Annotated in this window: 26 protein-coding genes and 3 pseudogenes; 11 read left to right on the top strand and 18 right to left on the bottom strand. The window is 68.0% G+C overall.

Features of this window, described 5'->3' with window-relative positions; genetic code table 11:
* Window positions 1-13: 13 nt before the first annotated feature.
* Complete coding sequence (locus HFP15_RS29160; RefSeq protein WP_168519976.1) at window positions 14-436, bottom strand: Rid family hydrolase; 423 nt, start codon at window positions 434-436, stop codon at window positions 14-16.
* A 29-nt stretch (window positions 437-465) separates the two neighbouring features.
* Window positions 466-1,116, bottom strand: coding sequence for an HD domain-containing protein (locus HFP15_RS29155; protein WP_168519975.1), 651 nt, complete (start codon window positions 1,114-1,116; stop codon window positions 466-468).
* Window positions 1,117-1,187: 71 nt separating this feature from the next.
* Here HFP15_RS29155 and HFP15_RS29150 point away from each other — a divergent pair, with 71 nt between their 5' ends.
* A complete protein-coding gene (locus tag HFP15_RS29150; RefSeq protein WP_168519974.1) occupies window positions 1,188-2,120 on the top strand; it encodes a GlxA family transcriptional regulator in 933 nt (310 codons plus the stop codon).
* 45 nt (window positions 2,121-2,165) lie between these two features.
* On the opposite strand, the gene HFP15_RS29145 is transcribed toward HFP15_RS29150, so the two are convergent.
* Window positions 2,166-3,131: an SDR family oxidoreductase gene (locus tag HFP15_RS29145; RefSeq protein WP_168519973.1), complete on the bottom strand. Its 966-nt coding sequence runs from the start codon at window positions 3,129-3,131 to the stop codon at window positions 2,166-2,168.
* Window positions 3,132-3,153: 22 nt separating this feature from the next.
* Complete coding sequence (locus HFP15_RS29140; RefSeq protein ID WP_168519972.1) at window positions 3,154-4,047, bottom strand: SDR family oxidoreductase; 894 nt, start codon at window positions 4,045-4,047, stop codon at window positions 3,154-3,156.
* An 80-nt stretch (window positions 4,048-4,127) separates the two neighbouring features.
* Between HFP15_RS29140 and HFP15_RS29135 the strand changes: the two genes are divergently transcribed.
* Window positions 4,128-4,724, top strand: a complete 597-nt coding sequence (locus HFP15_RS29135) for a TetR/AcrR family transcriptional regulator (RefSeq protein ID WP_168519971.1) — start codon at window positions 4,128-4,130, stop codon at window positions 4,722-4,724.
* A 104-nt stretch (window positions 4,725-4,828) separates the two neighbouring features.
* Window positions 4,829-5,119, top strand: coding sequence for a hypothetical protein (locus HFP15_RS29130; RefSeq protein WP_168519970.1), 291 nt, complete (start codon window positions 4,829-4,831; stop codon window positions 5,117-5,119).
* Between the two features lie 204 nt (window positions 5,120-5,323).
* Here HFP15_RS29130 and HFP15_RS29125 read toward each other — a convergent pair whose 3' ends face one another.
* From HFP15_RS29125 to HFP15_RS29115, 3 genes are all read right to left on the bottom strand, one after another.
* Window positions 5,324-5,695 carry a hypothetical protein gene (locus HFP15_RS29125; protein WP_168519969.1) on the bottom strand — a complete coding sequence of 124 codons (372 nt, stop codon included), beginning with the start codon at window positions 5,693-5,695 and terminating at the stop codon, window positions 5,324-5,326.
* Between the two features lie 36 nt (window positions 5,696-5,731).
* Window positions 5,732-6,511: an NAD(P)H-dependent oxidoreductase gene (locus HFP15_RS29120; RefSeq protein WP_168519968.1), complete on the bottom strand. Its 780-nt coding sequence runs from the start codon at window positions 6,509-6,511 to the stop codon at window positions 5,732-5,734.
* 178 nt (window positions 6,512-6,689) lie between these two features.
* Window positions 6,690-8,084, bottom strand: coding sequence for a serine hydrolase domain-containing protein (locus HFP15_RS29115; protein ID WP_168519967.1), 1,395 nt, complete (start codon window positions 8,082-8,084; stop codon window positions 6,690-6,692).
* 59 nt (window positions 8,085-8,143) lie between these two features.
* Here HFP15_RS29115 and HFP15_RS29110 point away from each other — a divergent pair, with 59 nt between their 5' ends.
* Together HFP15_RS29110 and HFP15_RS29105 are read left to right on the top strand one after the other, a co-directional pair.
* Window positions 8,144-8,779 (top strand): TetR/AcrR family transcriptional regulator, encoded by a 636-nt coding sequence (locus tag HFP15_RS29110; protein ID WP_312871800.1) that lies wholly within the window; start codon window positions 8,144-8,146, stop codon window positions 8,777-8,779.
* A gap of 211 nt (window positions 8,780-8,990) precedes the next feature.
* Window positions 8,991-9,749: a hypothetical protein gene (locus HFP15_RS29105; RefSeq protein ID WP_168519965.1), complete on the top strand. Its 759-nt coding sequence runs from the start codon at window positions 8,991-8,993 to the stop codon at window positions 9,747-9,749.
* 101 nt (window positions 9,750-9,850) lie between these two features.
* On the opposite strand, the pseudogene HFP15_RS29100 reads toward HFP15_RS29105, so the two are convergent.
* A pseudogene (locus HFP15_RS29100) lies at window positions 9,851-10,636 on the bottom strand (NADP-dependent oxidoreductase).
* A 19-nt stretch (window positions 10,637-10,655) separates the two neighbouring features.
* Here HFP15_RS29100 and HFP15_RS29095 point away from each other — a divergent pair.
* The gene (locus HFP15_RS29095) at window positions 10,656-11,093 is read left to right on the top strand and encodes an LmrA/YxaF family transcription factor (protein WP_312871799.1); all 438 of its coding nucleotides are present in this window, start codon (window positions 10,656-10,658) and stop codon (window positions 11,091-11,093) included.
* A gap of 104 nt (window positions 11,094-11,197) precedes the next feature.
* Here the strand turns inward: HFP15_RS29095 and HFP15_RS29090 are convergent, their stop codons facing one another.
* From HFP15_RS29090 to HFP15_RS29055, 8 genes are all read right to left on the bottom strand, one after another.
* On the bottom strand, window positions 11,198-11,677 hold the full coding sequence (locus HFP15_RS29090) for a MarR family winged helix-turn-helix transcriptional regulator (RefSeq protein ID WP_168519964.1): 480 nt from the start codon (window positions 11,675-11,677) through the stop codon (window positions 11,198-11,200).
* Window positions 11,674-11,820: a methyltransferase family protein gene (locus HFP15_RS29085; RefSeq protein ID WP_168519963.1), complete on the bottom strand. Its 147-nt coding sequence runs from the start codon at window positions 11,818-11,820 to the stop codon at window positions 11,674-11,676. Before HFP15_RS29085 ends, HFP15_RS29090 begins: the two co-directional genes overlap by 4 nt.
* Entirely contained in the window at window positions 11,817-12,263 is a 447-nt protein-coding gene (locus tag HFP15_RS29080) for a methyltransferase family protein (protein WP_168519962.1), read from the bottom strand. Before HFP15_RS29080 ends, HFP15_RS29085 begins: the two co-directional genes overlap by 4 nt.
* 139 nt (window positions 12,264-12,402) lie before the next feature.
* Window positions 12,403-12,795 (bottom strand): hypothetical protein, encoded by a 393-nt coding sequence (locus HFP15_RS29075; protein WP_168519961.1) that lies wholly within the window; start codon window positions 12,793-12,795, stop codon window positions 12,403-12,405.
* 2 nt (window positions 12,796-12,797) lie between these two features.
* A complete protein-coding gene (locus tag HFP15_RS29070; RefSeq protein ID WP_168519960.1) occupies window positions 12,798-13,589 on the bottom strand; it encodes an ABC transporter permease in 792 nt (263 codons plus the stop codon).
* Entirely contained in the window at window positions 13,590-14,258 is a 669-nt protein-coding gene (locus HFP15_RS29065) for an ABC transporter ATP-binding protein (protein WP_168519959.1), read from the bottom strand. It abuts the gene before it with no gap.
* Window positions 14,258-15,625, bottom strand: a complete 1,368-nt coding sequence (locus HFP15_RS29060) for an ATP-binding protein (RefSeq protein WP_168519958.1) — start codon at window positions 15,623-15,625, stop codon at window positions 14,258-14,260. Before HFP15_RS29060 ends, HFP15_RS29065 begins: the two co-directional genes overlap by 1 nt.
* Entirely contained in the window at window positions 15,625-16,323 is a 699-nt protein-coding gene (locus HFP15_RS29055; RefSeq protein ID WP_168519957.1) for a response regulator transcription factor, read from the bottom strand. Before HFP15_RS29055 ends, HFP15_RS29060 begins: the two co-directional genes overlap by 1 nt.
* Before the next feature lie 137 nt (window positions 16,324-16,460).
* On the opposite strand from HFP15_RS29055, the gene HFP15_RS29050 reads away from it, so the two are divergent.
* The 3 genes and pseudogenes from HFP15_RS29050 to HFP15_RS42300 all read left to right on the top strand — a co-directional run bounded on the left by HFP15_RS29050 (window position 16,461) and on the right by HFP15_RS42300 (window position 17,561).
* Window positions 16,461-16,787: a PepSY domain-containing protein gene (locus tag HFP15_RS29050; RefSeq protein WP_210718022.1), complete on the top strand. Its 327-nt coding sequence runs from the start codon at window positions 16,461-16,463 to the stop codon at window positions 16,785-16,787.
* Window positions 16,788-16,827: 40 nt separating this feature from the next.
* Window positions 16,828-17,055: pseudogene (locus tag HFP15_RS44195) on the top strand (hypothetical protein); the annotation flags it as partial.
* A gap of 56 nt (window positions 17,056-17,111) precedes the next feature.
* Window positions 17,112-17,561 carry a DUF1259 domain-containing protein gene (locus tag HFP15_RS42300; protein ID WP_246272130.1) on the top strand — a complete coding sequence of 150 codons (450 nt, stop codon included), beginning with the start codon at window positions 17,112-17,114 and terminating at the stop codon, window positions 17,559-17,561.
* A 234-nt stretch (window positions 17,562-17,795) separates the two neighbouring features.
* On the opposite strand, the gene HFP15_RS29040 is transcribed toward HFP15_RS42300, so the two are convergent.
* Both HFP15_RS29040 and HFP15_RS29035 read right to left on the bottom strand, forming a co-directional pair.
* Window positions 17,796-18,212 (bottom strand): hypothetical protein, encoded by a 417-nt coding sequence (locus tag HFP15_RS29040; protein WP_168519956.1) that lies wholly within the window; start codon window positions 18,210-18,212, stop codon window positions 17,796-17,798.
* Window positions 18,209-18,916, bottom strand: coding sequence for a hypothetical protein (locus HFP15_RS29035; protein WP_168519955.1), 708 nt, complete (start codon window positions 18,914-18,916; stop codon window positions 18,209-18,211). Before HFP15_RS29035 ends, HFP15_RS29040 begins: the two co-directional genes overlap by 4 nt.
* Before the next feature lie 476 nt (window positions 18,917-19,392).
* On the opposite strand from HFP15_RS29035, the gene HFP15_RS29030 reads away from it, so the two are divergent.
* On the top strand, window positions 19,393-19,686 hold the full coding sequence (locus HFP15_RS29030; protein ID WP_168519954.1) for a hypothetical protein: 294 nt from the start codon (window positions 19,393-19,395) through the stop codon (window positions 19,684-19,686).
* A 28-nt stretch (window positions 19,687-19,714) separates the two neighbouring features.
* A pseudogene (locus HFP15_RS29025) lies at window positions 19,715-20,152 on the top strand (transposase); the annotation flags it as partial.
* Between the last annotated feature and the right edge of the window lie 374 nt (window positions 20,153-20,526).

Raw genomic sequence — 20,526 nt, 5'->3', positions numbered from 1 at the left:
TTCATGCGGCGGTCTACCGGGACGCGTCGGGATAGGCCGCGGTCGCGCGGATTTCGATGAGCAGTTCGGGGCTCGCGAGCCCGTCGACGCCGATCATGGACCAGGCCGGAAAGGGCGGGGTGATGAGGCGCTGTTTGGCCTCGCTGAAGCCGGGCAGGTGCCGGTGGATGTCGACGTGGTAACTGGTGACGTCGACGAGTGCGGTCAGGTCCAGGTTTTCCAGCCGGAGGATTTTCTCGATGCGCCGGATGGCGATTTCGGTCTGCTCTTCGATGGATTCCGGGACGGTCCCGTCGGCGCGGCGGCCGATCGTTCCGGCGATGTACAGCAGGCCGTGCGCGCGGACCGCGGCGGAATAGCCGAAACGCGTGAAGGCGCCGCGGGTTTCTCCGAAGACTTCCGAGTCCGCGGGGATTTCGACGGCATAGGTGGTCATTGCGGTGCTTTTCCTTTCTTCGGTACGGGTCAGTCGCCCCAGCGGGACGAACGGCAGGCGTGCTCCAGCCGGGTCCGGCCGTAGGCTTCGCGTTCGCGCAGGAATTCCCCGGGGATCGCGTAGCGCGGCGCGTTCGCCGGGTTTCTCGCGGCGTGCGCGACGATCGCGTCGGTGAGCGAGCGGATCATGTCCAGCCGCGGATAGGCCGCGTGCACGGCGGCGCCCTGCTCGTCGGTGACGGTGTCTGCCGAGCCGAGCGGGCCGCCGAAATCGACGGCGACGCCCTCACGGACGAGCAGGCACAGGGTGCCGCGGCGTTCGGCGATGCCGGCGGAGGTATGCAGGGCGATGGCCTGCCAGACCTGGTCGGCGTCGGCTGCCGGAACTCCGTGTGCGGTGAGGAATTCGGCGGCCCGGTCTGCGCCTTCGACCTCGAACCGCTGCGCGTGCGGGCTGTCCGGTGCCACGCCGAGGTCGTGCATCGCGCAGGCGGCGAACAACAGTTCGTCGTCGTAGTCGCGGTCGGCGACCAAGGTGCGGCGGGCGGCCACGAGCCGGGCGAAGAGGTAGCTGCGGATGCTGTGGTTGAACACCGAGGGCGTCGCCACGGGCTGGACGAGGTCCACGACGGCGTCGGTGAGCGGAGTGCCGGGCAGCGCGGTCAGGTTGTCCCTGATCATGGATCAATACTGGCCGACAGGGCTCTGACCTGGTGAGTGGCAAAATTGCCGTACTTCGTTAGGATATTGCCATGTCGGTGCATCGGGTCGCCGTGCTCGCGCTGGACGGGGTCACCCCGCTCGACCTGGCGATCCCCGCGCAGATCTTCAGCGCCCGGGCGGAAACCCCGTACGAGATGACGTTGTGCGGGCCCGATCCGATGGTGGCCACCACCGCGGGCTTCCGCCTGGCCGTCTCCGGCGGCCTGGAGCAGGTGCGCGCCGCCGACACCGTGATCGTGCCCGGGTTCGAGCCCCTCCAGCGGCCCGCGGAGGCCGTGCTCGACGTGCTGGCCGAGGCCCGTGATCGCGGCCGGCGGGTCGTGTCGATCTGCACCGGCGCCTTCGCGCTGGCCGCCGCCGGAGTGCTCGACGGTCTGCACGCCACCACCCACTGGAAGCACATCGAGGAACTCGAGCGGGATTTTCCCGCGGTGGCGGTCGAACGCGATGTGCTCTACGTCGACGAGGGCGACGTGCTCACCTCGGCCGGGGTGTGCTGCGGCATCGATCTGTGCCTGCACATCGTGCGCCGCGACCTGGGGGCGGGGCCGGCCAACGAGGTCGCCCGCGGTCTGGTCGCCGCGCCGCATCGCGACGGCGGGCAGGCGCAGTACGTGCCCGCTCCGGTCGCGGTGGCCGGGCAGGCATCACTCTCCGGCACCCGGGGCTGGGCGCTGAGCCGCCTCGACGAGCCACTCACGCTGCGCGTGCTGGCCCGGCACGCCGGCGTCTCCCAACGCACCTTCCTGCGCCGTTTCACCGAGGAGACGGGCACGACCCCGCTGCAGTGGCTGCTCAACGCCCGCCTCGCCCGGGCGCGGGAACTGCTGGAAACAACGACCTATCCGGTGGACCGGGTGGCGCGGGAATGCGGGCTGGGCACGGCCGCCAACCTGCGGCTGCATTTCCGGCGCGCGCTGGGCACCACGCCCACCGCCTACCGGCGCGCTTTCACGCGGTGAGCCGCCTGCGGACAGCGGTGGCCGCGGCGACGTTTTCCCCATTTCTCAGGCCGAGGTGAAGTATTCCGCGCGGTCGATGTCGGCCAGCAACTCCGGACCGGCCGGGTTCCAGCCCAGTTGCTGACGTGTCAGTTCACTCGAGACGTGGTTGTCCCGGGCCACGAACGGTGCGAGCCAGCCGAAACGGCGGGCTGATTCCGGGTCGGTGAGCGACGTCGCCGGCAGGTTCAGGCGCCGCCCGATCACCTCCGCGATCCGGCGCATGGGCACGCCTTCCTCGGCCACGGCGTGGTAGCGGGCACCGGCTTTCCCGTTCTCCAGTGCCAGCCGGAACAGGTGGGCGGCATCGTCACGGTGCACCGCGGGCCAGCGGTTGGCGCCGTCACCCACGTACCCCGCGAATCCCGCCTTCCGCGCCGCCGCGATCAGCCGGGGCACCATGGCTTTGTCCCCGTCGCCGTGCACGGTCGGCGGAATCCGCACGACGGACGAGCGCACGCCGCTCGACGCGAGCGCGAGCGTCGCCTCCTCCGAGGCGATGCGCACCGCTCCGGGGGACTGCGGGTCCGGCGCTTCCCGCTCGGTGACCGGGTGCCCGGACGCCAGCGTCATCGTCGGGAACGCCACCACCAGCGGTCCACCCGAGGCCGCGAGCGCCGACCCGAAGGTCTCGATCGCGCGCCGGTCGGTGTCCGCGCCCGCCGCGGCGAACCGCGCGGGTATGCGCCGTGGGCTGCCGCCCAGCAGGATCCGCAATCGCGTCGCCACCTTGGGGTTGGAGATCCCGTGGAAGTAGGCCAGGTGGATCACCCCGTCCGCCTCCGCGGCGCCCCGGCGCAGACTGTCCAGGTCCTCCAGGTCGCCCCGGTGTGCCCGGGCGCCCGCCTGGATCAGTGCCGTCGCGCCGCTTTCCGAGCGGGCCATGCCCAGCACCTCGTGCCCGCTGTCCACCAGTTCACGTACCACTGCCGACCCGATGAATCCGGTCGCACCCGTCACGAGAACGCGCATCAGAGAATCCTTTCCGTCGTGGTCATTCCGGGTAGTTCCCGGCCTTGAGGTCCTCGAGCAGGCTCGGGTGGGTGGGCAGCCAGCCGAACTTCTTCCGGGTCAGCTCGGCCGAGGCGGGCTGGTCGAGGGCGTAGACCGCGCCGACGGGGCCGAAATGCTCGGCGGGCACGGAATCGGTGGGCAGGCCGAGTTCGCGGCCGATGACCTCGGCGAGGTCGCGCATGGGATCGCCCTCGTCGGCCACGGCGTGCACCACCGTGCCCGGCCCGGCCTGTTCCAGCGCCAGCCTGAACAGCCGCACCGCGTCGAGGTGGTGCACGGCCGGCCAGCGCTGCGTGCCGTCGCCGATGTAGGCGGAGACCCCGGTGCGGCGGGCGGTCGCGATGAGGCCGGAGGCGAATCCGTACCGGTGGCCGCGGGAGTGGACCGACCGGGGCAGCCGCACGACCACCGACCGGACGTCCTTTCCGGCCAGGGCGAGGGTGTACTGGGCGGTCAGCCCGCGCCTGCCCAGCGGGGACTTGGCCATGGGGTCGTCGGCGACCGGTGAATCGTCTTCGGTGGCAAGGCGGCCGGGCACGATCGGGGTGCCGGAGGCGATGAGCAGTGCCTTGCCGGTTCCCTCGAGAGCGGCGCCGAAGGTCTCGACGGCTGTGGCCTCGTCGGCGACCGACTGCGCGATGTCGGGGGAGTGGTTGAACGCGACGTGGATGACCGCATCGGCCTCGGCGGCGCCGGCGCGCAGGGTTTCCGGGTCGGTGAGATCGCCGCGGAGCACGCTCGCGCCCGCGTCGGTGACCTTCTTCGCCGAGGCGTCGGAGCGGGCCAGGCCCAGCACCTCGTGTCCGGCCGAGATCAGTTCGGGCACGAGCAGGGAGCCGATCCCGCCGCTGGCCCCGGTGACGAACACCTTCATGTCGAAACCTCCGTGATGGCAGTTACTGCTATCACCATAGCACCGCCATGGCAGTTACTGCCATCACCTAGACTGGGGTCATGGGTCGATGGGAGCCGAACTCGCGCGGCAGACTGGCCAAGGCGGCGGTCGAGCTGTTCGCCGCGCAGGGTTTCGACCAGACCACGGGAGCTCAGATCGCGGCGCGTGCCGGTATGCACGAGCGGTCGTTCTTCCGGCTGTTCCCCGACAAGCGCGAGGTGTTCTTCTACACGGTGGAAACGGCCCAGCGCGAGGCCGTGGCGGCCATCGCCGACGCCCCCGAGGATGCCGCGCCCATCGACGCCGTCGCCGCCGCGCTGGAGCAGCGCTGCGCGATCATCCAGCAGCACCCGGACGCCGCACTGACCCGGCACAATCTCGTCACGGCCAACGCCGAGCTACGCGAGCGAGACCTGAGCAAGCACGCCGAACTGGCCACCGCGATGGCCGATGCGCTGCGTGAGCGCGGCACGCCGGAGCCGGCCGCGACGCTGGTCGCGGACACCGCCGTGGTCGTGTTCCGGTCGGCGTTCGACCGCTGGATCGGAGACCGCGAGCACCAGGACCTGCCGGCCCTGTTCCGCGACGGTCTCAGCGAGCTGGCATCGATGCTGGAGCCCCGTGCCGGCGGGCTGACGGATGTGAGCGCCCGCTAGCAGGGCAGGGCATCGGTGAGGGCCCGGCCGGAACCGGGCCGGACTGCGTCGGAGGTGGTCCACCGGCGGACTTCGCGCCCGTCCGGGAACGGTCCTCCTCGATCATGCACGCGCTCGCGACCGCCGCCCAGGTCGATTCCGAAGCCGCGGAGTTGCTGGAGGACATCCGGCGGCAACGGCACACCGGCCAGGAACGAATCGTGACAGCACTGTCCTCTTTGGATGCGCTCGATCCCGGCCTGGATTTTGCGGAGGCGGCCGACCTGACCTATGCCGCGCTTTCCCCCGATGTCCACCGTATTCTGACCGTCGAGCGGGGATGGACCGCCGACCAGTACGAGCACTGGCCGAGACGATCGCCGGGACTGCTCCTTCGGCCCGGACTACATTCCTGAAGTCGAGGCTTACTCAGAGGAGAACAGCACGCCGTGCGAAAGTCACCGAGGCATGAAACAGGCGAGTCGGACACCGCGCCGTTCCGCGCGCCTCTCCGATGGCGTGTCTGGCGTGCCCGAACCGCAAGAAGACGGCCGTGTTCGCACTCGTCCAGGTCATCGCGGCACTCGGGGGACTTGCGTCACTGTCCGCCGTCGCGGGGTTCAGGTGAAGCTTGCCACGAGCAACAGCACGGCCGAGCTGGTCAGCAGCCCCGGACAGATCTTGAACCAGATGACGGGGGTGCGGGCGCCGGTGAAAGCCGTGAGCACCGCGAGCAAGAGCAGCGCCCCGGCGATGGCGCGGTAAACCCAGTCGGTGACGGACAAGCCCACGCCGGTTGCGGTAACGACGATGACCAGCGCGGCGAAAGCCCACATCGCCACGGCTTCGGCCAGCCATTCCTGTACGAGCACCCGGCGGTTGTCCGTCGAGATTTCTCCGAAACCGGCGACCACGTTCATGGTGGGGATCGCATGCGAGACTCCCCACAGGCCGACCATTCCTGCGGCAACGTAGGCGAGAACAGCTGCCATGCGGCCCACTCCTCTGACGGCTCGCGAGCCGCGTCGTCAGTGTTCAGCCGCCACGCTTACCGCGGCCGGCTGGGAACGGTCGAAGCCACGGCCGAGGTCATAGGCTTGTCGCAGATATTCCCCAATCCGTTCCGGTGACGCGGACGTGGCCGCGTAGAAATAGACGTGTTCGACGTCCTGAATTCCGGGAAACTGGAAACTCCATTGATCGAGCACCGTGCCGATGCTGTCACGGACGCCGGCGTCGTACGATTCCTTGTTGAAGATTGTGGACGTCATGATGAGCGCTCGCTGGTGCTCGAGCAGAGGAATGCGGCCGTTGACGTCTCCGTGCCAGCCCTCGGACGTGAGCCCGAAGGCGAAATCCAAGGTCCACACGCGATCGATCCAGCCCTTCAGAATCGAGGGAAAGCTGCAGAAGTGAATCGGGGCGATGAAGGCCAACGCGTCGGCGGCGGCGACCTTGGCCTGCTGGGCGAGCACATCTTTGGGCATCCGGCTGCGAATCAGCGCGGCGATCTGCGCCTGGGTCTTGCCGCGCAGTGCGCGTGCGGCGAGCCATCGCTGGAACGGCCATCGGCAGGACGCCATGACCTGGCTACGCAGATCCACCCGGTCGAGAATGTCGGCCGGGACGTCGGCGCTGATGTAGCTGGCCCCGTCACGGTCGCGGAACACGGGATCGAACTTGTCCGCGTACAGGTCGACGACCTCGTTCGTGTGCCCGGCATCGCGGAGTCCGGCGGTGAAACGCTCGAGCACACTGTGGCAGAACGAGCGTGGATCGTGATGCGCATAGATCGTCAGTACCCTCATGACGACTCCTTGTCGGTGACGGCGAGGCACCGAGGTCACACCCCGCGCTTTCCGACTGTGGGCTGAACGTCGCGTGAGAGGGCAGAGGAATTCGTCCTCTGTTGGTCCGCTCGCGTGCCGAACCCCAGTCACAGATCCGTGCGGGGTGGCGGTGCAGGGCCGCTGCCGGCCGCAGCGGTCACGAGCCTGGCCGGCCGGCGAGGGCGGTGAGCAGCGTTCGCGTGACGGCCGCACCGTTCTGGACGCTGCCCTGCACGGGGATGTTGCCGTGGCAGAACAGGATGTTGCAGTCCGGGGGTGCGGTCGCACCGATGCCGAGGGTGCCGAGCAGGATGCTGGGATCGGCGAACTGATCGAGGCGGACGTCGGTGTTGAAAGTCTGTTGATAAGGGCCGGGATCGGGCACGCGGGGGCTGGTGACGGCCTGGGCCAGCAGACGCAGGAAGTCGTGGTAGAGCTCGCTGTTCGGGCTGGCCGAGATCAGGGTTTGCGGGTCGGGGGAGACGTCGCCGAGCACGCCGGTCCAGGTGACCTGAAGGCCGAGACTGGGAATGAGGAAGTTGTTCTGCTGCAGGAATCCGACCATGGCGTAGCTGTCGGCGGGCAGGCCTTGCAGTGGCGCGGCGGGGAAGGTCTGCCTCGAGGGGACCGAGGGGCCGACGCAGGGGGCGTTGTTGGTCCAGAACATGTAGCCGTAGCACGGGTTCGTCGTCGTGGGCTGAGCTGCCTGCCGCACGTAGCCGGGGTCGATGAGCTGGATGGAGTTCCATCGGCCGTTGCCGAGCATGAGCATGCCCAGCCGGGCGAAGGCGTCCGGCGGCAGGTAGAGGTGGGCGTGCCCGTAGGTGTTGCCGGACCTGTCCCGGAGCCAGAAATAGCTGCCGGGCCGGATTCCGATCGGGCCGAACAATCGTTGCTGGGCAAAGGTTTGCAGGTCCTGGCCGACCGCGAGTTGCACGATGTGGGCGAGCAGATCGGGGGTGCGCTGGCCGTACTCGAAGTATGTGCCTGGCTGGTGGTCGAGCGGCAGCGCGAGGGACTGGGCGACGACGTCCGGGTCCGCCCCGGCCACGCTCGGCGCTGCCTCGGTCACGATCGACTGGCGCAGGCCGGACGTCTCGGTCAACAGGTTCCGCACGGTGATCGCGCGGTGCGCCGCATCTCCTTGGCCCGCGGGCAAGTAGCGTCCGATCGGGGCGTCGAGATCGAGCCTTCCGTCGGAGACCGCGATTCCGGCCAGCATGGACACGACGCTCTTCGTCGCGCTCCAGATGTTCCACGGCACCGTGCCGGTCGCCGTGTTGAGCGGCCCCTCGCCCACCAGGCAGTTGTACCGGTACACCTGCACGTTCGATCGCATCCGGCTGCTGGCGAAAGCCACCGCCTCGGCGAGTTTGCCGGGGTCGAGTCCCACCGCGGACGGGTCCGCTCGCTGTGGCGACTGTCCTGCCGCCGGCGCCCCGCAAGGTTGCGCGGCCTCCGCCGAAGCCGGCACGACCATCGCCGCAGCCAGCAGCGCGATCGATCCCAGTAGTGCCCGCACCGGTCGACGCGTGCCCCGGCGTGCCGCCATCGCCACCCCCCATTGGGTATTCCGACGTGTTTAACTCGTAGTAAAACAGGGGGTGGGGGATGATGGCAACCGTGAGCCCGCAACCCGCATCGCGCCTGAGCCGGGGATCCCGCCCGAGCGATGACCAGCTACTCGACGGTGCGTGTGCCGTGTTCGCCCAGGTCGGGGTCGCGGCGGCGAGCATGGAACAAATCGCTGACGCGGCCAGGTGCACGAAGCCGACTCTCTACGCGCATTTCCGGTCGAAGCACTCGATTTACCTGGCGGCACTGCGACGCGAGGTGGACCGCCTGGAGGCGTGGCTTTTCCGCGCGTACGACGAAGCAGCCGGCCGGCCACCGCATGAGGAGATCCACGCGGCGATGGCCGCGATCTTCGACTACGCCGAGCAGCAGCCCGACGGGTTCCGGCTCATTTTCACCACCGAAGCCGAAGGCCACCTCGCCGTGGTGACCGAACTCGCCGCGAGCATCACCACGAAGATTGCCGAGCTCATCCGCACCGCGCTCGCCGCACACGGTCACGAACCTGCCTGCGACCTGCACGCCGTCGCCGGCCTCACCGTCGGCACAGCCATCGCCGGAGTCCAGCAGGCTTTCCAGGCACCACCACAAAAAGCCCGCGAACTCCTCGAACTGGCCGCCCGCTACACCGAGCACGCCCTCACCGGTCTCGCCTTGCCGCCGCCGGTCTGACCTGGTCAACGTCCAGACCACAAGGGCCCTGCCGGCGGGCTTTCACAGGTCCGTGGCCGCGTCGCCCTCGGCGCTGCTGCGAGAGCTTCGCGGCTCTTGGCCCGCCGATTCATCACCTCGAATCCGCTGTACGTAACAGACTGATGCACGCCACGATATGCGAGGCGGGTCCAAGGTGGACTGCTGAATCTTCTAGAACGGACAAAGATCCATGATTCGCCGCCGCCTTGCCCGGGTTGTTGCCGCGTGCGCACTGCTGGCCGCGTGTGCCGCCTGCTCGCCCTCGCCCGCCCCGGCACAGCCGACAGCGACGGCGCCGGTCGCCGCGGCGACCACGGAGCGGCTCCAGGGGGCTCAGGTGGCGGATGCGGTGACCGCCGCCTACCAGTCCGCGTCGACGGTTCACGTCCGGGGGACGGTGCCGAATCCGAAGCAGAAAGGCGGCAGCGTCTCGATTGATCTCCAGTTGAGCAGGGACGCTGCGGCGGGCACGCTCGCCCTCGGCGAACTCGTGCTGCCGGTCGTTCGCGCCGGCCGGGACTACTATTTTCAGTTCACCGCCGCCGACGTGCAGATAGCGAAACTGGCGCCCAGCAGTCCCGCTGGACGGGCTCTGATCGGCAAGTGGGTTTCGTCGAAGGTCCAGATGAGCCTGTTCAAGAACATGCCCGGCGATGTAGTCACTTTGCTCGATTACCAGGGCTTCATGGGCAACATCGTGAATGCGATCCGTAGGAACCCCATTACCGATAACGGCACGGAGACGATTGACGGAGTATCGATGCTCGCCTATCACGACAACGAAAGCGCAACGCTCGACGTCACGGCGACCAGCCCCCACTTCCTTACTCGGATGACCGCACCGCCCACCAGCCAGGGCGCGCTCACCTTCATCGACTGGAACAAAGCCTTCACTGTGACCGCGCCGAGCCCGGCCGACATCTACAACGGCCCCATCGGCGTCGCCTGACCCACACGCAGGTGGGTGCGCCGGCTCTATGCCCGGTGGGCAAGGTTCGGTGACCGGGCGCCGCGCACACGGCAGCGGTGCATCGGCCTGTTCGGGAGCGCTCAGGGACGCACGCGAATGACGGTCTTGCCTTTGCGCCGCTCGGTCGGGTTGAGTGCGGGGACGCCGTTGTCGAGGGTCGTGACGGTTCCGATGTGCGCGCGAAGGCGCCCGTCGCGCACCCGGTCGACGATCTCCACCAGCTGACTGGGAACGGACTCGACGACGAAGTCGATCGCGAGGTCATCGACCGGGCGAGACTCAGCAGGTCCGACCACCGATACCAGCGTTCCGCCGCGTCGCGGTCCGCCGCCCGCCCGGTACCGATGACGTAGGCACCGGACTCGCGGGCGAGCTAGCGTCACGATGGACCCGACCGCGCCGGCGGCGCCGTGTGCGAGGACGCTCTGCCCCGCTTGAAGACGACCGTGCTGGAAAAGGCCCTGCCACGCGGTCAGGCCGGAGATCGGCAGGCTTGCGCCCACCGTGAAGTCGACGTTCCCGGGTAGCGGAGCCAGGTTGCGTGCCTCCACGGCCGTGTGCTCGGCCAGGGTTCCATCGCGGTGCCGGTCCGTGATCCCGAACACCCGCTGTCCCAGCGAGAATCCGGTCGTGCCGTAGCCGAGGGAGGAGACCACTCCGGCGAACTCGTGGCCGATGATGGCCGGGGCCCGATCGTGACCGGAGCGGTCGACCCACGTCGAGGGCCATTCCCACTCTGCGGGGACGAAGCCCGACGCGTGGACGTCGACGCCGACGTCGTTGATCGCCGGTGTCGGCGCCGGCCGTTCCGCGAGCGTGATCCCAGCAGCTTCCGCGGCCTGGTCCGTCGCGACGATTGCCTTCATTGGTGCCTCCAAATTTCCCGTGTTCGCCGGCTCTGTGCCGCTTTTTGGGCTAGCTAGCCCACTAGTCGCAGTCAACTCGGCCCTCGACTCGCTGCGCGAATGGGCGGACTTCTACATCGCCTATGAGCACTCCTACCAGCAAGGCTGCACCCTCGGCTCGCTCGCCAGCGAGATCATCAAGACCGACCTCGACGTTCGCACGGAACTCGCGACCGCGTTCGAGCAATGGAGAGACATCTTCCGGGACGGACTCGAACGGATGCAGCGGCTCGGCCGCCTCAGCGCAGAGGCGGATCCCACTCGACTGGCCTCTCTCCTGCTTTCCGCTTTTCAGGGCGGCATGCTCCTCGCCCAGGTCGCCCGCGACATCGCCCCGCTGAAAGATGCCTTGGGGGCAGCCATCGACTACGCGCGGACATTCGCGATTCCGCCCGCCGGCGTACTCGAAAATCGGTAGCCGCCAGCTCGCTGCTTTCTGACATCCGTCTCGCTTCGCTGCGTGCGCGCTGGAGACCGTGCCGCACGACGGCCGGCCGCCGGCCTCGTACTGGCGTACGTGGTTCAGTGTTCTTCATCGCCGGTCGCATCGAGTGCTTGCCGGAGTGCGGTGAGGCCGTCCACCAATCCTTCCCGCGTGGTCCTGTCGAGCTTGCGCAACGCGTTGTCGAGCCGTGAGTGTCGGATCGAGGGCCGATCGCGATCGGCCCAATCTCGCACTCGATCGGTCAGCCGAATACGGGTCACACGGCGATCATCGACAGCCTGGGCGCGAGAAACCAGACCACGCCGCGCGAGCCGGTCGACGATGCCGGAGACCGTGCTGTGGGCCAGTCCCATCCGCTGTGCCAGTTCACCGAGCGACAATCCCCGCGCAGGGTCGGGGTCGGTCACCAGAAGCTCCATGGCCGAGTACTGCTGCGGCGTCAGTGGGACCGCAGAGCGTTGGGCTTCGGCAGCGACCGCCTCGTGCAGGGCTTCGTGGATCGCTTTGAGATCAGCATCGAGGCGGCCGGCCTGCCCCGGCGGATCCGTCTGACTCATCGACGCGGAAGCCCTTTCAGTCCAGGAATCAGTCGCGGCACACGCTGGCGGTAGCGCCGGTACTCATCGCCGAACGCCTCTGTCAGCAACCGCTCCTCCTCCCGCAGCTTGAACACCATCCACGGATACACGACCGCGATCACCACCAGTCCCCGGCCCACCCCGTCGCCAACACGGCGCCAACCACCATCGTCAGCAGGCCAGAGTAGATCGGGTGGCGAGTCACGCCGTACGGTCCCGTTGTCCGCAACTGGTGATTCTCGGCTACGCGCACCTCCGAAGACCACATTGACCCCAGGGCCAGCCGAGCCCACAACGTCACGCCGGTTCCCACGACCAACACGGCCAATCCCAGCACGATCGGCCACCTCGACGTGACGGTCACCGCAGCCCACCAAGATCGCGGCAGCCATCGCGCGACCGCCCACCCCGCCACGATCAACGGCGCCGCGACCACGTACTGCCGAAACGAGATGCGAATGGCGCGACCACCAGTGCGCCAACCCAGCACGGCGCCCACCGTCCACACCACCGCGAACAACCCCCAGCACGCCAGCACCACTGCCCGCACGACCATGTCAGACATGGCACCCTCCATTCCGTCGTATGCGACGCGTCGTATGCGACAGGATATCCCGCACCGGGGACGGCGGCCAGCGCCGCGGGAGCGTCGTATCGGCTGCTGTAGGTACTGATCACCGGCGAATCGAGCCGGCCTGCCGGGTTCAGATTGTGATCACGTTGACGGCGAGAGAGATGATCACGGCGAGGGCTCGGGTTTGTCCGTAGCGGCGGGGGTCGGCGGATGGGCGCAGGTCGGCGTAGACGGTGAGGAAGAGGTAGGTCGCGACGGGAGCGAGCCAGTCGTTGGCGGAGAACCCGGGTAGGCCGTCGCTGTTGAGCTGGGGCATGTTCGCGGAGATCCGCCAGAGGAACACCGATCCGGCGGCGAGCACGCCGACCGCCAGGATGTCCGGCCAGACACGGAGGGGCAGTCGCCATGCCGCGGCGGCGAGGGTGAGGATGCCGGTGATCGTCGCGGTGAGCGCGATGTGGCCGGTGCCGAAGGTTCCTGCGCTCACGAGGGTTTCGCTGGTCATGGGGGCGAGTGCGGCCACGGTTACTGGGCTCCTTGGGGTGGTTGGGCGACGGGGACCAGGCGGTGCGCGTTGTCGAACAGGGCGTGTTCGGCCAGCCGGGCGGTGGCCAGCGCGGCGAGGGCGGTGGCGGCGAGCAGCATGTACATGACGACGATCTGGTAGCGGATGGCGGTCAGCGGGTCGACCCCGGCCAGGATGAGGCCGGTCATGGCGCCGGGCAGGCTGATCAGGCCGACGACCTTGGTGGAATCGATCGCGGGCAGCAGGGCGGTGCGCAGCGCGGAGCGCTGGTGGGGCAGGAAGGCCTCGCGGGCGGGCAGGCCGAGGCACAGGCGGGCCTCGATGGCCGGACGTGCCGTGTAGGTGTCTTCGCGCAGGCGGCGCAGGGTGACTCCGGCGGCTTGCATCGTGCCGGAGACGATCATGCCGCCGACCGGCACGACGACGCGGGCTTGGGTGGAGATGATGCCGAGCGCGAGCAGCGTCCCGAGGGTCAGGATGCTGCCGGTGGCGACTCCGGCGGTGGCCGCCCACCGTGCGCGCGGCAGGCGGGTGCCGCGGTGGCCGGCGACCTGCCCGGCGATGAGGATCATGATCGCGACCCAGGCGAACGCGCCCGGCAGTCCGGTGCGCGCGAATATCACCAGCAGCAGCGCGCCGACCGCGACCAGCTGCACCCCGGCGCGCAGTGAAGCGATGATCAGTTCGCGGGTGAGGTGGAGGCGTTGCCGGTAGGCCACCGCGGCGGCGAGGGCGACCAGTAGCAGTGAGGCGGCTACGCCGGGCCAGCTGGGTACGGAGATTCCGGTCATCTATCCGGCCTCCAGGTAGTCGATCTCGTCGGGCCGGCCCTCAGCGGTGAGGTGTCCGTGGTCGAGGACGAGCACGGTGTGGGCGATGCCGCGCACGATCGCGAGGTCGTGGCTGACCAACACGACGGTCCCGTCCGCAGCGAGGTGGTCGCGGGCGGCGTCGATGATCACAGCGCTGGTGACGCCGTCCAGCGCGGAGGTGGGTTCGTCCAGCAGCAGCACCTCGGGCTCAACGGCCAATGCTCGTGCCAGGCAGACCCGTTGCGCTTCGCCGCCGGAGAGTTCGCTGGTGCGGCGCTGCGCGAAACCGGCGGGGAGCCCGACATGCTTGAGCAGCTGGTCGACGGCTTCGTCGCTGAGCTCTGGGCGCCCGACGCGCAGGTCGGTGGCCACGTCATCAGTGAGCAGCACGGGTCGTTGGGCGACGAGTCCGACCCGGCGCCGCAGCGCGAGCACGTCCAGCTCGGGGAGCGGCACGTCATCGAGCAGGACCTGGCCGGCGCTGGGGTCGTCCAGCCGGTTGAGCAGGCGCAGCAGCGTGGTCTTGCCCGCCCCGCTGGCCCCCACGACGGCCGTGCACTGGCCGGCTGGGATATCGGCGGTGATCTCCGTCAGCAGGTGGGCGTCGCCGCGGGTCACGGTGACGTGGTCAAGGAGGAAGCCGCGCATCATGGCCGTCCGGACGTGGGTGGTGCGGGCAGGGTGATGGTGACGGCGCTGCCGCGGTCGGGTTGGTTGGCGGCGGTGGCGTGGCCGCCGTTGCGCCCGGCGAGAGCGGCCACGATGGCGAGCCCGAGCCCGGTGCCGCCGCCGGAGCGGGCGTTGTCGGCGCGGGTGAAGCGTTCGAAGGCGCGCGGTAGGAAATCGGGATCGAAGCCGGGACCGTGATCGCCGACCGTGATCGTCACGGCGTCGGCGGCCTCGCCGGATGCCGGGCAGCCGATGACGATGATCGGGGGCCCGCCGTGCCGCAGCGCGTTGTCGATCAGATTGCTCACGGCACGATCCAGGTCGTCGGGATCGGCGCGCACCGACAGTCCGGCGGCGCAGTCGAGGATCACGTCGTGCTCGCGGACCGCGGTGCGGTAGCGGGTGATGACGGATTCGAGCGCAGGCCGCAATTCGACGACTGTGTCGGGTGGGGCCGGGGTGTCGGTCTGGTCGCTGCGGGCGAGCAGCAGGAGGTCCTGGGCCAGACGGGACAGTCGCTCGGTTTCCTCCAGTGCCGAGCCGAGGGCGGTGGTCAGCTCGTGTGCGGTGCGGGGGCGGCGGAGAGCGAGTTCGAGTTCGGTGGTGAGCAGGCTCAGGGGGGTGCGGAGTTCGTGGCTGGCGTCGGCGACGAATCGCCGTTCCCGCTTCAGCGCGGCGTGGAGGCGGTCGAGCAGGTCGTTGAACGTCGTGCCGAGCCGGGAGATCTTGTCCCGTGCCGGCGGCAACGGCAGGCGCTCGGAGGTCGAGGCGGTGAGCGCGGCGGCACGGCCCCGCATCCGCTCGACCGGGCGCAGCGCGAAGGCGGCCAGCAGATACGCGCCGACGCCGGCGGCCAGCAGCACCAGCGGGAACGCGATCAGCAGTTCCCGACGCAGGCCGGCGACCGCCGTGTCACGGTCGGACAGGGTCACCGCGACCACGGCGGTCCGGCTGCCGTCGCCGGTCGGGCCGGCAGCGATCCGGGCGGGTCCGTCGACGGTCCCGGCTGCGGCGTGATCAGCCAGGAGCAGCCCGCCGTGGGCCGAGGCCAGCTCGGCGGGGGACAGAAGTGCCGTGCCTGCGACTTCTGGGGAGCTGGCGATGACCCGCCCAGCCGGGTCGAGGACCTGTTCGCCGGTGTCCCGGCTGATGCCGGACAGCTCAGGAACGGGTGCGCCGGCGACGGGTTGCAGGTCGCGTAGCCGGTAGGTCAGCGCTTCGGTGATCGAGGAGTCCAACGACGACCGGGTATGTGTCACGGTCGCGAATCCGACGCCGAGCAGCACCAGCGCCATCAGCACGGTGAATGCCGCGGTGAGTCGGATCCGGATGGGCCAGCGCCGCATCACTGCGGCCTCGGATCCGGACGTCCGCCGTCGGCACGGAGCCGGTAGCCCACGCCACGTACGGTCTCCAGCGAGATCACCCCGAACGCGCGGTCGACTTTCTCCCGCACGCCGCGGATGTGGACGTCCACGACGTTGGACCGGGACTCGTAGGCGAAATCCCAGCAGTGCTCCAGAAGGGCCTCGCGGGTGAGCACCATGCCGGGCTGGCGCAGGAACATCTCCAGCACCGCGTATTCCTTGGCCGTCAACGGAATCTCGGTCTCGCCGCGCCAGCACCGCTGGGAGGCCGGGTCGATGCACAGGTCCCCGGCGGCCAGCGTCATGGGCCGGGCGATCGGGCCACGGCGTGTCAGCGCGCGCAGGCGGGCGAACAACTCGGCCAGGTGGAAGGGCTTGGTGAGGTAGTCATCCGCCCCGCCGTCCAGGCCGACGATCCGGTCGGGCAGCGCGTCGCGGGCAGTCAGCATCAGCACCGGCACCCATACCCGGTTCCGGCGCAGCCGCCGGCACACCTCGAATCCGGACAGCCCGGGCAGCATCACGTCCAGCACCACCGCGTCGTAGTCGCGGCTGGCCGCCGCGCCGAACCCCTCGGCCCCATCGGTGGCGACGTCGACGGCGTAGCCCTCCTCGGCCAGGCCACGGCGGAGCAGGCCGGCCATCTTCGGCTCGTCCTCGACGACCAGTACCCGCATCACCATCACCTCCGATCCGTGTCCCGCACACGGTCGCATCCCGGGTGGGTGATCACGAAAACGTCTTCATCGCAGCTTCATCTCCGCTCACTACTCATGTCATGCAACCACGGTTGCACGTTGAGTAGGAGGGACACGTGAACCACAAGACGAAGATCGGCGCCGGTATCGTGGCCGGCGTTCTCGTCCTCTCCGGCGGTGCGGTCAGCATTGCCTCCGCGGTGGGCGGTGACGGAGACGAGGTCACCGGCGCGGCGGCCGACCGGGCCCGCGCAGCGGCGGTGCGGACGGTACCCGGCGGGACGGCCGACGCCGTCGAGGTGGAGAACGAGGGCGGTAACGCCGCCTACGGCGTCACGGTCACCAAACCCGACCACGGCACTGTCGAGGTCTTTCTCGACAAGGACTTCCACGTCCTAGGTACCGGCGTTCCCGACCGCGACCCTGACGGCGACGATGGCTGATCCAGTGCGCTCGACCGACACCTCTGAGGAGTGACACGACATGTCGTGCGTCATCGCCGGGGCGGCCGTACCGCTGGCGGCCCCGATGTTGGGCGCCGAGGCGGGCGGGAAACGACGACAACAGCACCACCTGCCGGATCCCGTTGCCGCGCAACGATTTGTACGTCACGTCGTACGGGGTGGCGAGCAAGCCGGCGTCATGCTCATGGGCGACCTCGTGGTCACGGAGGCGGACCCACCGAAGATCACCGATGCGCTGCAGGCCCACGGAATCAAGCAGACCGCACTGCACAAGCCCCTGCTGCAACAAGACCCGCCGATCTGGTGGCCCCAGCGATTCCACCGGCCGCCACGCCGCGGGACCAGCAGCCGCCGATCCACCTGGACACCGCTGGTATCGACAAAGCGTTGGGGCGCAGGGGAACCGCGCATGGCGGGATCTACAAGTTCACCGTCGCCGAAAAGGAGACCAACACCGACGGGCACGTCCTGCCACCCACGTTCGGCGTCGCGATCAACGGTGATTTCGCGATGACCGCGCCCGAGGTGCAGAAGGTCATCCAGGCAATGCGCGAGGGCGCGCAACGGCCGGCGCAGGACCGCCCAGCAGCGGCCCGCCATGAACACGACGGCTTGGGTCGGCACGACCTAATCGGGCTGCCCCACAAGCCCCAACCGTCAACCAGTGGCAACCTGGTCTTGCCCGGACACAACAAAGCCTCCCTGACCTGGGCTTTCACCCGGATCGGGAGGCTTCGAAGACCGTCGGGATGACAGGATTTGAACCGGCGACCCCCTGATCCCCACGATCATGGCAATCGTGTGACCTGCGAAAACGGCAAAAGTGGACGCTGCTGCTTTGTCGGCCGCCTGCGGTTTTCGCTGCTGTCGCGCGAGTCGCTGTCCCCAGCCTGTCCCCGAGGCGCCGTGTTGATTGGCGCGTTCCGGTCGGCCAGTTGCGTCCGAGACGCTATGTGGAGGTGCGGGGCCGTCGTTGGTCGGTTGTGGTCAGCGCAGGTATGAGTTGCGGGAGAAGTCCTCGTCATCCCATTCGTCGGTATGTTCGCTGTTTTCCGGTTCGGTTGTTGGGTTGTAGGGAGCGCGTAGGGAGTCGAGGGTTCCGGCAGAGGTGCGCGGTCGTTCTTGGTTCCATACTTCGGCGCGTTGCTCGTCGCCGAGTTGGTCTAGACCGGTTTCGATGTTGGCCAGTCTGCTGCCTACTAGTTTCTCGAATTCGGGTGTCCGGAATACTTCCCGGACGTTGCGTCGGCCAGCGAGGACGTCGGATACCAGGCGACGGACGTGAGTGGGGGTGTCCGCATTGCGGGCGAAGATGGCGAGGTTGGCGCGCAGTTCGCGGACGTCGTCGGGGTTTCCGCCGACGAGATTGGTGATGCCCGAGGCGTCGTCGCGAGAATCGGTCATTGGGGCCTTCCCGCGGGCTGAGGCGCCGGGGTGATCGGCTGGGGAGTCTGTGAAGCGTTCGCATAACCGATCTTCGGAAGAGTGGCCGAGGTGTCGAAGCTCGCCAAACCCCCGACGAGTCCGGTGATCAGGCCCATCATGCCCTCGCTCCCGGACCAGATGTAGTTCCAGGTGCTGGCAATCTCGTGGATCTTCGTGATGATTTTCGTGACCCGCCAGGCGCCGATGATGTCCATCAGCACGTCGACGCCGGGGACCTCTTGCAGGCACCCGGCGGCAGCTATTGCAGCGGCTGCCTCAGCACCGTAGTCGAGTAGCGCGGTGAGACCGCCCATGATGGCGGAGCCTGCTTGTTGAATGGCGATGAGAATCGCGTCGTAGCGTTGCGCGACCTGGGATAGGGCGTTGGCATGGCCCTCGATGCCGTTGGCGAGTTGGTCGAAGTAGCTGCGCGCCGCGTCGGCCGCGTTGCCACGCCACGAAACGAACATCACCGCAGCGCCTTCGGCGATGTTCGTTGCCGCCGCGGTTTCGAATTCGCCCAAGTTCTTCAGCGCGTTTCGGCTCTTCGCGACGGCTTCGAAGTTGCCAACGAATCGTTCCTTGACCCGCCCTTCCACGTCCAGGCCGCATACGGTGAGGATTTTGAGAACGAGTTCGCTTTCACTGAAGAAGCCTGCTCCATCGAGGATTTGCTGCACCATATCTGGCACAGCACCCTCATTGCTTGGATCACTCAGTTTCGATGCTGGATCAACGCGAGGAGCTTTTGCGTCAACGCTTTCATTCAATGGAGTGACAGCACCGGATTGCGTAAGGCCGGTCGCAGAACCGGACAGACAAGACGCGATCGAGGAGAAGTCCGAGTTGAGCCGGTCGCAGACCTCGCCGACCTTGCCAACCAGAGCGTTTCAAGATGAGGCTGCCGTCGCCGCCCTTAAGGCGGACCCACTTATCGACGTACGGTTTGGCATCATCGGTGTACTTGGCGCTCAGGGCACCAGTATTACCGCCGAGAGTCTTGGCGTATGTATCGAGCGCACCTGGAGCAATGTCAAACCCGGACATCATCCCCCTTTTATGGTTCCCGGAGCATAAAAACCGGCAATCGTGGATACCGACCGGGCTAGACTAGTTGACTTGAGTAGCGAAGGCCTTACCCAAAGGAGATTCGGGGACCGTGCAGCAGTCATCGGGACATGAAACGGACCAGTCGGACGCTGAGTCGTTCCGTGCGCCGCTCCGATGGCGGGTCTCTGGTATCCCCATTGTCGTCGTCATCGTCATGGCTGTGGTGCTGATGGGTGTGCAGCGCCCGACCCCGTTCCTGGTGCTCCCGCTTCTGTGCGCGGGGGTTGTGGTGGTCTGCATCGTCGGAACCTGGCGTGCTCGGACCCGCAAGCAGACCGCTCAGATAGCGCTCATTCAGCTCATCGCAGGGTTCGGCGGACTCGCTCTGCTCATGCTCGCCTGAGGTTGGACCTGGGTGGGGCCGGCGGGTGCGACGCACTCTGCACACTGACGCCGGCCTTCTTACCGACAAGCAGAAAGACCGGCTCGCCGCGCTGTTCGCTGACGACGCCCATGTCGACGTCGAAGCGACCCGGGGGATCTACCAGCGCATGATCGCCGCCTACCGCGAAGCCGACCGTGCCCATGCCCGGCAGCTGATGGTCAAGCTCATCGACTCGAACAGCACCGGCGTCCCCAAGCCGCTCACCGAGGTCACCACGCTCGGTCGCACGTTGAACAAGCGAGCAGCTGACGTGCTCGCTGACTTCGACCAGCCCGGTACATCCAACGGCCCGACAGAGGCCATCGACGGCTGGCTCGAGCACCTGCGCGACTCCGCACTCGGACTCCGCAACCTCACTATGATGCGCCCCGGGGTTCTGTGCGGGCTCTGGTCCACAAATGGTCCACACCTGGGCGCGGTGTAGATCAACATCTCAAGACGCATTCTGACAATACAAAGGGCCCGTGAGCTGCGGTTTCGCGACTCACGAGCCCTGTATGATCGACCGTCGGGATGACAGGATTTGAACCTGCGACCCCCTGACCCCCAGAACTGTGGTCAGGCGCTGACCTGCGACAACAGCGAAATGTGGCAGAGCCTGTTTCGCTCTGATGCTGAGCTTTCGCTGTTGTCGCTCGAGTGCTGACCCACAACTGACCCACAACGTGCGCGTGGGACTGTAAAACGAGCGGTGTAATTCCCGATCATGGAAGTGCACCTGATGACCGACATGATGTCCGGCGTGGAGAACGCTGAGGACTTGAACCCCGTGTCCGGGCTGGATGGCCTGGACGAGCA

The organism is Amycolatopsis acididurans, assembly GCF_012328925.1.
Classification (GTDB): Bacteria; Actinomycetota; Actinomycetes; order Mycobacteriales; family Pseudonocardiaceae; genus Amycolatopsis_E; species Amycolatopsis_E acididurans.
Note: the sequence above shows the minus strand (reverse complement) of the source record. Positions and strands in the feature narration are given on the sequence as shown.